The sequence below is a fragment of the Methanobrevibacter sp. genome, from assembly GCF_017468685.1.
GTDB lineage: Archaea > Methanobacteriota > Methanobacteria > Methanobacteriales > Methanobacteriaceae > Methanocatella.
The window spans coordinates 56,361-71,250 of sequence record NZ_JAFUHT010000034.1; the positions used below are offsets into that span (position 1 = coordinate 56,361).

General features: G+C 31.4%; 11 protein-coding genes and 1 tRNA gene. 10 read left to right on the forward strand and 2 right to left on the reverse strand.

Translation table 11 applies throughout. From position 1 onward, the window contains the following. Positions 1 to 19: 19 nt before the first annotated feature. Positions 20 to 1,087, reverse strand: coding sequence for a DUF2207 family protein (locus IJ258_RS04995; RefSeq protein WP_292803836.1), 1,068 nt, complete (start codon positions 1,085 to 1,087; stop codon positions 20 to 22). An 87-nt stretch (positions 1,088 to 1,174) separates the two neighbouring features. Between IJ258_RS04995 and hypA the strand changes: the two genes are divergently transcribed. The 8 genes from hypA to IJ258_RS05035 all read left to right on the forward strand — a co-directional run bounded on the left by hypA (position 1,175) and on the right by IJ258_RS05035 (position 6,244). Beyond that, on the forward strand, positions 1,175 to 1,552 hold the full coding sequence (gene hypA, locus IJ258_RS05000) for a hydrogenase maturation nickel metallochaperone HypA (protein WP_292803839.1): 378 nt from the start codon (positions 1,175 to 1,177) through the stop codon (positions 1,550 to 1,552). A 17-nt stretch (positions 1,553 to 1,569) separates the two neighbouring features. Then, positions 1,570 to 2,220: a hydrogenase nickel incorporation protein HypB gene (hypB, locus tag IJ258_RS05005; RefSeq protein ID WP_292803842.1), complete on the forward strand. Its 651-nt coding sequence runs from the start codon at positions 1,570 to 1,572 to the stop codon at positions 2,218 to 2,220. A gap of 21 nt (positions 2,221 to 2,241) precedes the next feature. Next, positions 2,242 to 3,273 (forward strand): DUF354 domain-containing protein, encoded by a 1,032-nt coding sequence (locus IJ258_RS05010; protein WP_292803845.1) that lies wholly within the window; start codon positions 2,242 to 2,244, stop codon positions 3,271 to 3,273. Between the two features lie 48 nt (positions 3,274 to 3,321). Further along, positions 3,322 to 3,394, forward strand: a tRNA-Ala gene (locus IJ258_RS05015). Positions 3,395 to 3,434: 40 nt separating this feature from the next. Beyond that, positions 3,435 to 4,517, forward strand: a complete 1,083-nt coding sequence (locus IJ258_RS05020) for a hypothetical protein (RefSeq protein ID WP_292803848.1) — start codon at positions 3,435 to 3,437, stop codon at positions 4,515 to 4,517. A gap of 11 nt (positions 4,518 to 4,528) precedes the next feature. Continuing rightward, positions 4,529 to 4,987, forward strand: coding sequence for a DUF1890 domain-containing protein (locus IJ258_RS05025; protein ID WP_292803851.1), 459 nt, complete (start codon positions 4,529 to 4,531; stop codon positions 4,985 to 4,987). 1 nt (position 4,988) lies between these two features. Continuing rightward, complete coding sequence (locus IJ258_RS05030) at positions 4,989 to 5,303, forward strand: DUF1894 domain-containing protein (protein ID WP_292603436.1); 315 nt, start codon at positions 4,989 to 4,991, stop codon at positions 5,301 to 5,303. Next, complete coding sequence (locus IJ258_RS05035; RefSeq protein WP_292803854.1) at positions 5,300 to 6,244, forward strand: methionine synthase; 945 nt, start codon at positions 5,300 to 5,302, stop codon at positions 6,242 to 6,244. Before IJ258_RS05030 ends, IJ258_RS05035 begins: the two co-directional genes overlap by 4 nt. Before the next feature lie 48 nt (positions 6,245 to 6,292). On the opposite strand, the gene IJ258_RS05040 is transcribed toward IJ258_RS05035, so the two are convergent. After that, a complete protein-coding gene (locus tag IJ258_RS05040; RefSeq protein WP_292803857.1) occupies positions 6,293 to 7,300 on the reverse strand; it encodes a DsrE/DsrF/DrsH-like family protein in 1,008 nt (335 codons plus the stop codon). A 348-nt stretch (positions 7,301 to 7,648) separates the two neighbouring features. On the opposite strand from IJ258_RS05040, the gene IJ258_RS05045 reads away from it, so the two are divergent. Both IJ258_RS05045 and IJ258_RS05050 read left to right on the forward strand, forming a co-directional pair. Next, the gene (locus IJ258_RS05045; protein WP_292803861.1) at positions 7,649 to 10,297 is read left to right on the forward strand and encodes a right-handed parallel beta-helix repeat-containing protein; all 2,649 of its coding nucleotides are present in this window, start codon (positions 7,649 to 7,651) and stop codon (positions 10,295 to 10,297) included. Between the two features lie 222 nt (positions 10,298 to 10,519). Continuing rightward, on the forward strand, positions 10,520 to 14,890 hold a 4,371-nt coding region (locus IJ258_RS05050; RefSeq protein WP_292803864.1), incomplete at its 3' end, for an Ig-like domain repeat protein.

The following is a 14,890-nucleotide window of genomic DNA, read 5'->3' on the forward strand; positions in this document are numbered from 1 at the left end:
ATATTTTTTAATTATTGAATTATTTAAATATTGAGAATAGCAACATTACATCAGTATAATACACCGGTGGAATCAACTCAGAAACATCCACATCATCATTACCTTTATTTTCATCTTTTCTAAAAGTATACTCATTGATTTTGGATTTCTTGAAAATATCTTTTAGAATTTGAATTCCATCATTTTCAATAAATACTTGCACATCCTCTTTTTTGTAAGTCCTCAATTGATTCATATGGTCTAAAAACTCATAATGAACATCAAAGCAAACGCTGTAAAGTAAAAACCTATTCCAATCTCTTGGAGGATATTTTTCAATTGTTGGATGAGATGTTAAATAGTTTTTAAGAGAATTTAAAACATTTAAAAATTCTTTTCCTTCAGGGGTGTACTGTCCGAATATATTATCAAATTTAAAATTATAAAAGATATATGTTAGTAATGTGGAAAACTGAATTAAAATATAAGTAAAAGGAGCATTATCATTTACAAGAATAATAATTGTTAATGTCAAATAAATTATGAGCACAATGGTTAAAAAAACAAATGAATTTCTATATTTTGTAATGTAATATGATTTAGAAGTATTTTTTCTTTCAACTTTCAAAAACCAATCCCTATAACTATTAATGAATTTTTTCATAGTTGACTTATTGTTTAATTTATCGTCCATCGATTTTAAATTAATTTTTGAATTATCAAATAATTTTAAAATGTTTATAATTGATTTATCGGATGAACTAAGCTTTTTTGTTTTTGAATTATTGATTTTTAATGTTATTTTTTCATAAGCAGTACTTGCATTTTCATTGATTTCTACAGAAATATATCCTGAGCTGATTAATCGTGTTATTTCAATAACTAATCCGTAGGTTGTGATTATGCCCCTGTTTTTAGTTAATTTTTCCCGATAAAGTCCGTTTAAATGACATAAATCTATGTTGAAAGAAATATTATTCGGGACAATCAATGGATTATTAGTTAGTTTTCTATTTTTGAAATATATCAGTCCTGGAATTGAAATCAGAATTAATGATATGATTAATATTAGATTAGCAATTAAATTTCCTGCAATTAAATCTACCATATTACTAATTTTCATTTTTTGTATTAAAAACTTTTATTAATTAATAGCGATAAAATTAAAATATTAAAGTTTATAAGGAGTAGTTAAATGCACGAATTATCAATGGCTCAGGGTATTATCAATGCAGTTCTAGAAACTGCAGAAGCAAATAATGCGACTGAAGTTAATGAAGTTACCGTTGAAGTTGGAAGACTTGCAATGATTAATCCAGAACAATTGGAATTTATTTTAGGAATTTTAATTGAAAATACTATAATGGAAGATGCAGAAATTAATTTCGAGGAAATTCCTGCAGAAATCCAATGTAATGATTGTGAATTCCATGGTGAAGCTATACTTGATGATAGTGATCACTATGCTCCATTAGTGAAATGTCCTGAATGTGACAGTTTGAGTGTAGAAACATTGAATGGAAAAGATATTGTAGTTAAAAATATTGTTATAGAAAAACCTGATGATAATTAAATTAATGAGGTGAAAGAATGCACCAAGTAGCAGATGTTGAAGTAGCAAAAAACATTATGGATGCCAATAAAAGATTAGCTGATAAAAACCTTAAAAACTTGGAAGAAAAAGATATTTTTTGTGTTGACTTTGTAGGAGCAATAGGTTCCGGTAAAACAACACTTGTAGAAGAAATAATTGATAATACTGATTATAAAATTGGAGTTCTTGCAGGAGATGTAATCTCAAAATTCGATGCAGGACGTATAGAAAAACATGACGTACCTGTAGTGGGACTCAACACAGGCAAGGAATGCCATTTGGATGCACATTTAGTGGGTCATGGATTGGAAGACTTGCCGTTAGATGACTTGGACATGGTAATCATTGAAAATGTGGGCAATCTAATCTGTCCGGTTGACTTTGATTTAGGTTCACACTTAAGAATAGTTGTTGTAAGTGTGACTGAAGGTGATGACACTGTCGAAAAACACCCGATTATATTCCAGACCTCTGATGTGGTTGTAATCAACAAGGTTGATCTTGCAGATGCTGTTGGAGCTGATGCAGACAAGATGGTTGCAGATGCTCAAAAGTTAAACCCTAACATTAAAGTAATCAAATCCAGCTTAAAAGAGGGTACTGGATTGGATGAAATCATTAAAGTAATTGAAGATGCGATGAAATAAATTTATTATTCAGGTGGTAACATGAAAGTATGGATAGATATCTCAAATGCGCCTCATGTAAGGTTTTTTAAAGATGTAATAAAATATTTGGAAGCGGAAGGTGAGGATGTAATTGTCACTGCCAGACAATTCGGAGATATCCATAAGTTACTTGACATGTATGAAATTGACTATATATCCGTTGGAAAGCATGGTGTAAGCCTTTATGACAAGTTAAGGGAAAGCACCCAAAGGGTATTCAAACTTGTAGACATCATACATGACGAAAAGGTGGATGTTGCCCTTAGCAAGCATTCCATTGAACTTCCAAGAATCACTTTCGGTTTAGGGATTCCAAGCCTGTATGTTCTTGACAATGAGCATGCTCTGGCTGCCAATAAACTGACTCTTCCCTTATGTGACAGAATTATCACACCGGACATTATAAATTTCTGGAAACTGATGGAATACGGAGCAGATCCAAACACTATTATTCCATATAATGGAACATCTGAATTAATGCATTTCAAAAGCTTTGAATATAATGACAATGTGTTTGATGATTTGAACTTGAAATTAAATCATCCTAAAACTATATTGATGAGACCGGAACCTTCACTTGCATCATACCTTGATGCTGATTGCAGAAAGTCTGTACTCTCACCAATAGTTGACGAGCTAAAAAACGTAGCCAACATCCTAATCCTGCCAAGATTTAAGGAACAGGCTGAAATATTTGAAGGAATTGAAAACGTTTCAATCCTAAAGCCTCCAGTAGATACCTCAAGCATTATTAAAAAAGCAGATCTTGTTATCGGTGCTGGTGGAACAATGAACAGGGAAGCTGCAATTCTTCAAACTCCAGTTATTTCATGTTATCCTGGTGAAACATTGTCTGTTGATCAGTATTACATCAATAAAGGTTTGATGTATAGGTCCAATGACACTGATGAGGTAATAGAAAAGGCATTGGATTTTATTGTAAACCCTCATGAAAAAATTGATGTTGAAACTGATGACCTTTTCCAGGTAATTATAGATAACCTATATGATTTGGCTCGAAATGGTAAATAGTTTTTTATAGTAATACCTTCAAATTATATAATATAATATTCATTTTTTGGGCTGGTAGCTCAGATGGTAGATCGTCGCCTTGGCATGGCGGAGGCCCCGGGTTCAAATCCCGGTCAGTCCACTTTTTAAATTTTAAAAAAATAGAGAATTGTGATTTTAATATGTTGTTAATTGCTCAAAACCACTTACAATTAATTGTAGAAGTAGCTATTATGCTATTTGTTGTATGGGTGTTTGCTTTAAACTTAATCCCATTATCTTTAAGTGTAGTGACCTTTTTATCATTGTTTATCATGGGAGGTTTCACATTAATTTTTGGAGCAGATATTGCACTTTTGGTAATATCCTCAAGTCAGGCGGAATTCACTCACCCATTCGGTCCGATAGCATTGCTTGGAACTGTGGCGGCTTTAGCATCTCTGAAGGTAATGAAGGAATCGGGTGTGGATATCAGGCCACTTAGAAGATTTGTAATTTTATTCCTTGCAGGTATAACCATATTTGGTGGATTAATGCACAGATCCTTTTTATTATTATGGTTAATCGGTTTATTCTTCGGATACTTAATGATTTCCAAGTCATTCAGGGAAAAATCAGTATTCACAGCAAGAAGAATCATGATGTTTTTAGGAGCTGCAGGCGTTGGTTTTGTACTGTTGGAGATTATTGCAAGAGTATCTGGAATGACAATTTTTTCACCTTTATTGAGGTTGGGAAGGATTGAACAATACTCTTTGTCAAGTATTAAGACAGTATTGCATAATATTCAACTGATTGGTCACAGTGCAGATGCTTCATATTGGGGAGCAGAAGGTACGGCATTCGCTGAAGGTTATATTACCCTGCCGATGCAGCTGGTACTGTTCTTCGGTCTTCCATTCCCGATGTTTTTCGGTATTCTTGTAAATCAAAAGGATACAATCGATTATATGCTTCCGGGTATTTTCGGATACGGTTTTGACTTTGGTATACTTGGACTTGTCGGATTGATGTTATTTGTAGTCGGAACCATTGTAATAGGATTTAAAGTATTGAAGAAATACAGAGAGAAAAGAGAGAAAAATAATAAGAAATATCTTGGAAGAGAAGTATTATTAACTGGTGCTCTAGCATCATTCTGTGCACAATCATTAATCGGATTGTTTATATTTAACAGGTCTATTAATGGTATGGCATTATTAACATTCATTTTCGTAGGTACATTGATTTTAGCTAATGTAGTTACACTTAAAACAAGATCATAAGAGGTAGTTATATGAAAGCTTTGGTATTGCTAGGATGTCCTGAAACTCCATCTCAAACTCCAATGGCAGTTTATGTTTTTAATAAATTAACAAAATTGGGTTATGATACAACTATTGCAGCTAATCCTGCAGCTAAAAAACTGGTTAAAATTTCTGACCCTGAAGATTATTATAAGTTAAATATAGTTGATTTAGAAAGACTTTTAGGTGAAATAAACTCTGGTGACTTTGATTTATTAGTGGGTTTTGTTCACAAGGACGCAGCAGCATCATTTTTCGTAACATTTGAACAGATTTTACAATGCAAATCACTTGCCCTTGTATTTTCAAGAGATGCAGATGAAGTGGCGGAATTTGTAACAATGATTGAAGAAAGCGGAAGCAACGCTTTAATCACTGCTGTAAGAGCTTTCCATAATCCTTCACCAATTAAAGTTAAATTTGACAGAGCAATTAAGGAGATTGAATAAAATGTCTTTCTGTTTAGATACTTATTTACAGCAATCCGATAATTATGAGATTCATGCTTCAAAAGCAGGTTTTAAAGACTGTGCCATGATTATCCGTTTTAAAGCTGATGATTTGGTATATATTAAACCTGGAGATGAAGTATTAGGTGTTCGTGTAATAGGTATTCCACCAATACCAATAGGATTTGATCATGAAAAAGGAACCGTTTTCCTACCATACACCAAACCGTGTCACGGAACATCAGTTGTGGAGCTTCCAATTGATGAAGAAGAAGTTGAAAAAATCAGAAAATTAGATACTGGTAATAAAAAATGAAATCAACTGTAGTTGGAAGTTTTCCAGTTGAAGTAAAAGAAGCAACTTCAACTAAAGATAAATTGCTCAAGGCATTAGGTGCATATGATGCATTTAATGAATCAATTAAAGAGAGTATTATCGCCCAGCTTGATGCAGGCGTAGATATTGTTTCTGACGGTCAGGTCAGGGGTGACATGGTTTCTATTTTTACTGAATATATTCCCGGAATGAAAATTGTTGACGGCAATACTGAGATTGTCTCAAAAATCAGAAAGCCTATTCAGGAAATTTCCATTAAAGACCTTCAGTATGCTAAAAAAGTAATGAAAGAATATTTCAACGGCAATATTCCCGAAGGAAAAGGTGTTAAAGGAATCATTACTGGTCCAAATACTATTGTTCACTCTTCAAGAATTCAGGGTTTCTATAAAAACAAGGAAGATGCCATACTTGATTTGGCTCACAGCCTTAAATATGAAGTGGATGCGATTGCCAGTAAAGTGGAACCTGTATACATTCAAATTGACGAACCGTTTTTATCAACTGGTATGGTTGATATGAAAACTGCCCGTGAAGCTATTTCAATTTTAAAAGATGGTTTGGATGTTCCTTTGGCTATGCATGTTTGTGGTATATTAAAGGATGCTTTTAAAGATATTGCTCGTTTTAATGTTGATATTCTTGATTTTGAATTTGCAGGAAACAATGTTAATTTAGGAGTTTTAGAGGAGAATTATAATTTGATTTCTGATAAAAAGATCGGCTTTGGATGTGTTGACTCATCAGTAAATACTGTTGATAATATTGATGATGTTGAGGATTTGATTAAAAAAGCTGTTGAAATTGTTGGAAAGGACAATTTACTATTGGACCCTGATTGCGGTTTGAGAAGAGCTCCAAAAGATGTTGCATTTGAAAAATTAAAAATAATGAATGTATTAAAAGATAAATACAGTTAATAATTAAAATAAATTAATGTTTAATTTGTTTTACAAATTAAACATATTTTATATGAATAAACTCATATCACTTTTTTCTCCGGAACCAATAAATGTTGATACTCCACCTAGTTCAACTCCATCTATCAGTTCTTCTTTATGGATTCCCATAATGTCCATTGACATCTGACATGCTACAAGACGAACTCCATGTTCTTTTGCTGTTTCAACTAATTCTTCGAGGGATAAAATTCCTTTGGAATCCATTATTGACCTGATCATTCTTGGGCCTGCACCTGCCATTTGCATTCTTGACAATCCTAATTTTTTGGTTCCTCTTGGCATCATGAATCCAAATGCCTTTTCAATCAATGTCTTTTTGACACTTACTTTTTCAGGTCTTCTTAGGATGTTTAATCCCCAGAATGTGAAAAACATTGTTACATCTCTTCCCATTGATGCGGCTCCATTTGCTATGATGAATGCTGCAATGGTTTTATCTAAATCTCCACTGAATACTACAAAAGTCTTGTCATTGTCTGCTGGTATTTGTGGTTTATCTATTTTTTGTATTACTGCTTTTATGATTCCATCTTCAATTTTTAATGATTCCAAATTATTTCCTGTTCTTTCAGCCCATATTTTTATGTCTGATTCGAACGCATCTTCAGTTGCTTCAACATATACTTTCTGACCATCTCTTAATTCTTTGATTGTATCTGCAACTTTAATGATTGGTCCTGGACACATTTCGCCTTTAGCATCAATTTTTACAGGTTCAAGTGAACTTACATGATTTTTATAGGCTTCATATCCTCCTTCGAGGGTATATGCATCGTATCCTAATTCGGATAATTGTTCAACTGCTTCGTTACTTCTTTTTCCTGTTTTACAGTAAATGTAGATTTTTTTATTTTTATCTATTGAATCTAAGTTGTATGATATTTCTTCTAATGGTATATGTATTGAATTTTCAATTTTTCCTAGATTTAATTCTTCCTTGTCTCTCACATCAATCAGTATTGTTGTGTTTGACTCTTCGTTTAAGTATTCTTCGATAGTAATTGTGTTAGTCATGTTTTTCATCACTTTTATTTTTTTTCGCCCGAGTAATGAAAACGCAAAAAAATAACAATAGTTATATTTTGCTAAATTAATATTTTGTAAAGAGGTATTTAAATCTATTGTTTAATCTGATCATATTTGCTAAATTACAAAAATATTTTACATCAATATAGTTATTTTACTTCAATTTTTTTAATCAGTTATAAAAAATATAACAATAGTTATATACTAGAAGATATAAACTACATATTCGCCAGACTACTTTTAAATGTCATCAAAAAATATGATGATATTTTTCATTCACACACCAAAAACCTGGTTACGCAAGTAATCAATCAAAAAAATGGAGGTTTTCAATTCGTGATTGATAAAAAATATGTTCTAATATTATTAGTTCTATTCTTCATTGCTATAAATTCAGTAAACGCAACCTCAGATATAGATTTAGTCTCAAATAGTAGTGATGATGAATTGTCAGCAGATAATTTGGACAATATTTTAAGTGAACAAACAGGAACATTTACAGAATTACAGGAATTAGTAAGTAGTGGCGGAACTATAGATTTAACAAAAGACTATAAATTCGACAGTTCCACAGATGATGACTTTAATGATGGAATTTCAATATCCAGAAGTGTTACTATTAATGGGAATAATCATGTAATAGACGCTCAGGGTCAAGGAAGGATCTTTGAAATTACAGCTAGCAATGTTATACTAAAAGATTTAACCATAATCAACGGATATTATTATCACTACCGTTATAATAACGATTATGGTGGAGCTATTTACTGGAGCGGAAGTAACGGTCAGGTAATTAACTCAACCTTTAAAAACAATTATGCAGATGATACTGGAGGAGCTATCTACTGGGCAGGAAGTAATGGAAAAATTACTAACTCTCACTTTGATAACAACACAGCATACAATGGCCAGGGCGGAGCAATATATGCTCCTAAAAACGCTAATGGAATTACAATTTCAAACTCCAATTTCACCAACAATAAAGTACTGGGATCTGCTGGTTACGGTGGAGCATTATACTTTTGGACATGTGCAAATGCAGTAGTGATAAATTCAAGATTCATAAATAATAGCGCTACCAATGGTGGAGCAATAGGTGGAGACTCAAGTAACAATGCACAATTCACAAGCCTATACTTTAAAGGCAATAAAGGGTATCGCGGTGGAGCAATCTACTGGTATCGTGGTGAAAAAGCAACATTGAAAAATTCCACATTTATAGAAAACAATGCAACATCAACAAATGGTGGAGGAGCAATCCACTGGTACAATAGCCCAAATGGAGTTATAACAAATTCAACATTTATAGGAAATAAGGCACTACGAACAAATGGTGGAGCAATCAGATTCCAAGACACTAACAAAGGAGAAATATCAAAATCAATCTTTATCAATAACACTGCCCTAAACAATGGTGGTGCTATAAGTTGGGAAAATAGTAATGGTGAAATATCAACATCTGAATTCATTAACAATGCTGCAACTTATGGACAATCCGTAAGAATAAATAAAGGCACTGTTAAAGTTTCAGATTCAAACTTTACAGATAAAACATCAAGTTATAGTATATTTTCAACTTCAGATTTGACTTTAAGTAATAATAACTTAAATGAAGAGAATTATATCTATCTGGAGGATAAGAAAATTCTTTCAAAAACTAATATTATCGTTTTAGAAAATCAAACAAAGTACTCTCTCTCAAATGTCACTTTAAAAGCTCTAATATTCGATGATAACAATAACAAGATTGTCTTGTCTGGTAATTTCACCAGGTTAAAATTTGATGTTGATAAAAATTTAGTTGAAGCAGCACAGAATGAATATGGTGTATGGTCCTATGATTATACATTCACAAAGCCTGGAGTTTATGTTGTTTCAGCTTCTCAGGAAAACTTAACAACAGCAAATATCTTTAAAGGTACAGTAATTATTAAGTTTGACTCTAAATTCAACATTTCAACCAAAGATATTAATTTGGGTGAAAACGCTACTATTACTATCACTTTGGATGAAGATGCTCGTGGAAACATAACTTTAATAATAGGAAATGAAACCTATAAAATTCAATTGAATGACACTAATAAAGGTGTAATTGAATTTAATGTTACATTTGAAGATGCTGGAACATATAATGTTACTGCAATTTACACAAGCAATAATGATTACTTCGATAGCTCTTTGAATGCAACAATTAAAGTGAAACCTTTTATTACAGTCTTTGCAGAAAACCTGACAAGGGGATATAACTCCGGCAAAGACTTTGAGGCAACATTTAAAGATAAATATGGAAAAGAATTAAAGAATTCTGAAGTAGAATTCATAATCAACAATCATTCATATAAGGTTAAAACAGATAATAATGGTGTAGCAATTTTAAACGCTAAATTGTATTCGGGTAAGTACACTGTTGAAGTTAAAAATTTGTTAACCAATGAAAGTTTGATTAGATCATTGAATATTGTTGATAGGATACAGGAAAATTCAGATTTGAATATTTTCTACAGACAGTCCTATTATACAGTACGTGCATACGGTGATGATGGAAACCCGGTTAAAGCAGGTGAAATCGTGACTTTTAAGGTTCATGGAGTAACCTATTATGTTAAAACTAATAATAATGGATATGCTTCACTTAAAATTAATCTTGCACATAAGACATATATTATCACTGCTGAATATAAAGGATTTAAGGTTTCCAATAAAATCGTAGTTAAACCTGTTATTATCGCTAAAAATGTTAAAGTGAAAAAATCCTCAAAGACCATTAAAATTAAGATTACACTTAAAGCTAAAAGTGTTCTTAAAAATAAAAAACTAAAAGTTAGGTTTAAAGGAAAAACATTTAAACTTAAAACAAATGGTAAAGGCATTGCTTACTTTAAAATTAAGAAAAACATTATTAAAAAACTTAAGAAAGGTAAAACATACAAATATAAAGTAATTTATATTGAGGATAGTGTTACTAAAACTATCAAAATTAAATAATGATTTTTATTTTACCTTTCAATTTTTTTTATTTTTTTTGCAAAATGGTAAAAATATAACAATAGTTATATACTAGAATGTATAAACTTAATACTCACCAGGCTACTTTTAAAAAAATTTGTTGAAAAATAATATTCAACATTCACACACACCAAAAAATCAACAATAACAGATTACATGCTGTAATCTTAATATAAAAATTACACAGGAGGCTTCATTTTCGTGAATAAGAAAATACTAATCACAATATTATTGATATTAGCAATAGCCAGCATAACTACAGTAAATGCAGTAACCGATGAAGCAACAACTGCAACAACTGATGCTAGTGAATTAACAATTGCTGATGATCAAGAAAATACAATAATAACTGAAACAGAAAACGACATAACAAGTGCTGATGATACTGAAATCGGTACTTACAATGAATTAAAAAACTTAATAAATACAAATACAAATGGAACAATAGAACTGACAAAGGATTATATATTTGATTCCTCTGCAAGCAAAACTGGTATCCTAATCGATGATGATCATGATGGTTTGACAATAGATGGAAAAAATCATAAGATTGATGCAAACGGATTTAGTCAGATATTCCATATTAATGCAGATAATGTTATTTTAAAAAATATAATCTTTATCAATGGTAAATCAACTCAAACCACTTCTGATTATTACGGTGGAGCTATAAGATGGTATGGGGATGATGCTACAATTATAAACTCTACTTTTATCAATAATGCAGCTGGAAGATATGGTGGAGCTGTAACATTTTATTATACCTCTGGAAAAATAATTAATTCCACATTCATAAACAATACTGCAGCAACAGACGGTGGGGCATTTTATGAATATGGATCAGGTTCATCATATAATGTTGAAATAACTAATTCCAAATTTATTAACAATAAAGCTTTAAGTTCAAGCGGTAACGGTGGAGCTATTTATTTATATCAAAGTCCAAATTCTAAACTTTTAAATTCCACTTTTATAAATAATACTGCAGGAAAGTTTGGTGGTTCCATATATTGGTACGGTGCAGATAGTGTAATATCTGATATAACTGTAATTAACAGTACTACAACATCTTCTAGTGGTCAGGGAGGCTCATTGCATATTGCAACTGGGTCAGGAACAACAATATCAAATTCAAATTTCATCAATTCAAAATCAAAAACTGGTGGTGCAGTATATATAGATGACCCTGATATTACTATTGAAAATTCTAAATTCATTAACAGCAATGCAACAACAAGTGCTGGTGCAATTTATGTAAATGATAAAAATATTAAAATTATTAATTCAACTTTCATTAATTCGACTGCTGCAGGCAGTGGAGGAACATTTTATTGGGTAGGTGCAAATGGAAATATTATTAATTCCACAATCATCAATTCAAGTTCCAAAAGCTATGCTGGAGCAGTTTACTGGGCAGGTTCATCTAACACATATGGTCAAATAATAAATACTACATTTATTAATTCAACAGCTACAAATCAAGGTGGAACTATTTATTGGGCTAGTAATTATGGAAGTTTAATAAACATTACAATAGAAAATTCCAAATCCGATGCACGTGGAGGTATCATTTACTGGACAGGTCAATATGGTACTATAACTAATTCTAAATTCATCAACGGTACTGCAGCAACAGATGGTGGTGTAATCTATTGGTATAGTCGTAATCCAACAATTACAAATAACGAATTCATAAATAACACTGCTTTAAATGGTAATGCTGGAGCAATTTACATTTTTCAATCAGCAACTCCTGTGTTATCTGGAAATAAATTTAAGAATAATAATGCATCTGGAAATGGTGGTGCAATAGTATTTGATGGAAGTAGTTCAGGAGAAATTGTTCAATCAGAATTCATCAATAATACTGCAGCAAAAATTGGAGGGGCTATTTATGCATCTTCCAGTAGCAGTATTTCACTTCAAAAATTAAACTTTGAAGATAATACCGCATTAACAAATGCAGGTGCTGTCTATATAACTGCTAGTGACAATCCGGAAATAATTGATGCGACATTTAAAAATAACATTGCAGGTCAAAATGGTGGAGCAGTTTACATATACAACAGTCAAGGAGCAGAATTGAACAATATCCAATTCATCAATAATACTGCATTAAATGGAGGATCAATTTATATCTCTGCAAGTTCAAGTTATTCAAGCACTAATACATTAGAAATATTAAATTCAAATTTTACAAGAAATACTGCAACTAATGATGGTGGTGCTATTTATTGGTTAAGTTCTTCCGATGATAAAGGAAGCATTTCTCAATTGAACTTCAATGACAATAATGCAGTTAATGGTGGTGCATTTTATATTTCAGGAGCATATAATGCTAAAGTTTCACAGTTAACATTCAATAACAATACTGCTGCAAATAATGGTGGAGCATTACTCTTGACCAATGTTGATAAATCCACATTCAATGAAATCACATTCAACAATAACACTGCAGTCAACGGTGGTGCTGTCTATTCATTCAATGGTGGAGATGACACTACAATAACTGAATCTCATTTCAGTGATAATACTGCAGTTAACGGTGGGGCTATTTACTTAAATGATGTTGAAGATTATGAAATTACAGGCTCTGATTTCAGAAATAACAATGCAGTTAACGGAGGATCCGTCTTTTTAAACAATACTGTCAATACTGAAATTTCAGAAGATACATTTTCCAAAAATACTGCAGATAATGGTGCTTCATTATATGTAATTGATGGTTCAGCATCTGTTTTAAACTCTGCATTTTCTGAAGATGTTGCAAATGAAAATGGAGTAATTTACATTGACAGTGGTGCTTTAACTGTAACTGAATCATTAATATCAAGTCTTGAAACTAAATATGCAATTTACTCAGCTGGAACTTTAACTCTTTCACAAAACACTCTTGGTGATGAAAATTATATTTTCTTAGCTAAAAATAGTATTTCATCTGAAGTTAACATTGAAATAGTGGATGATGAAGATTATCAGGGCGGTTTAGATTATAATTTAACTGCAATCATAACAGATGATAATGATAATAGGATTATTTTAGCAGATAATAACTTAAAATTCATCATTGAAGAAGAGGAAGTTGAAGCAGTACAGGATGAAAACGGTATCTGGACTAATGAGTATACTTTTGAGAAAAGCGGTGAATATGTAATTTCTGCAAAACATGCCGGTCTTACAGGTTCTACAGTTAAATCAAATACCATTATTATAAAATTAATTGCTAATTTAGATGTCACATCCAATGATGTTGATTACTTAAATAATGTAACAATTACTATTAAATTGGATAATAATGCTCGTGGTAATGTTTCAGTATATATTGATGACTTTGAGCAAATCATTGAATTAAATGACACCAACAATGGTGAAATTAAAGTTAATGTTCCTAACTTAAATGCAGGATATTATGACATTACTGTAATTTATGATGGAGATGATGAATACTTTGCAGATTATAAATCAACCAACATTACTGTAAACAAGATTAATCCAATAATAATCATTGTTTCACAGGATATTGAAGCTGATAATCCTGTTAACGTTAGTGCTGTAGTGGCAGATACTGTAACCGGTAAATTAACTATTACTGTTGACGGCAAATCTTATGTTGTTTCAAGCAATGAAAATGTAACCATTAATGATTTAACTCCTGGAAGTTATTCAATTGTTGTAAATTACGCTGGAGATAACAATTACAATGGATTAACCAATACTTCTTCATTTAAAGTAAGTAAAAAAGATGTTGTTCCAAGTGATGATCAAACCAATTTGATTACTGTTTCTGATGATGGTAAAGTTAATTTGAATTTACCTGAAACTGCTTCAAGCTATGTTTTAATTGATATTGACGGAACTCTTTACGCTGCTGAAGTAAAAGACGGTAAAATTGATTTTGAATTGCCAAAAACATTATCTTCTGGAAATCATACAGTTGTATTTAAATACTTGGGTGATGATAATTTCGCATCATTTGAAGTAACTCAAACAGTTAATGTAAATTCCAATTCTGCAGCAAGTAAAACCCAAACACAAATCATTGTGCCTAATGTCAATATTGTGTATAATTCAGGTAATCTGATTGCATCATTAAAAGATGCTAATGGTAAAGTTTTAGCAAATAAAATAGTTAAAGTTTCAATTGGTAGTGTCAATCAGGTATTGACCACCGATTCAAACGGTCAGGTTAAATTGGCAATCACTTTAGCACCAAAAACTTATACTGCAACTGTTACTTTCGAGGGTGATGATCAATATGTTAAATCATCAGCTAATGCTAAAGTGGTAGTTAATAAAGCTAAATCATCAATTGCAGCTAAAAACAAAAAATTCAAAGCTAAAACAAAAACTAAAAAATACACTATTACATTAAAAAACAATAAGGGAAAAATTATTAAAAATGCAAAAGTTACCTTGAAAGTTAAGGGTAAACTTTACAAGGCAAAAACAAATGCTAAAGGTAAAGCAACCTTTAAAATTACAAAATTAACCAAAAAAGGTAAATTCAAAGCAGTTATTAAATTTGCAGGTAATAGTTATTTCCAAAAAACAAGTAAAACTGTAAAATTAACA

What these genes read in the sequence shown, in the direction of transcription:
- hypB (WP_292803842.1), top strand. Translation starts at nt 1,570, where the DNA reads ATGCACCAAGTAGCAGATGTTGAAGTAGCAAAAAACATTATGGATGCC.
- IJ258_RS05025 (WP_292803851.1), top strand. Translation starts at nt 4,529, where the DNA reads ATGAAAGCTTTGGTATTGCTAGGATGTCCTGAAACTCCATCTCAAACT.
- IJ258_RS05035 (WP_292803854.1), top strand. Translation starts at nt 5,300, where the DNA reads ATGAAATCAACTGTAGTTGGAAGTTTTCCAGTTGAAGTAAAAGAAGCA.
- IJ258_RS04995 (WP_292803836.1), bottom strand. Translation starts at nt 1,087, where the DNA reads ATGGTAGATTTAATTGCAGGAAATTTAATTGCTAATCTAATATTAATC.
- IJ258_RS05030 (WP_292603436.1), top strand. Translation starts at nt 4,989, where the DNA reads ATGTCTTTCTGTTTAGATACTTATTTACAGCAATCCGATAATTATGAG.
- IJ258_RS05040 (WP_292803857.1), bottom strand. Translation starts at nt 7,300, where the DNA reads ATGACTAACACAATTACTATCGAAGAATACTTAAACGAAGAGTCAAAC.
- hypA (WP_292803839.1), top strand. Translation starts at nt 1,175, where the DNA reads ATGCACGAATTATCAATGGCTCAGGGTATTATCAATGCAGTTCTAGAA.
- IJ258_RS05010 (WP_292803845.1), top strand. Translation starts at nt 2,242, where the DNA reads ATGAAAGTATGGATAGATATCTCAAATGCGCCTCATGTAAGGTTTTTT.
- IJ258_RS05020 (WP_292803848.1), top strand. Translation starts at nt 3,435, where the DNA reads ATGTTGTTAATTGCTCAAAACCACTTACAATTAATTGTAGAAGTAGCT.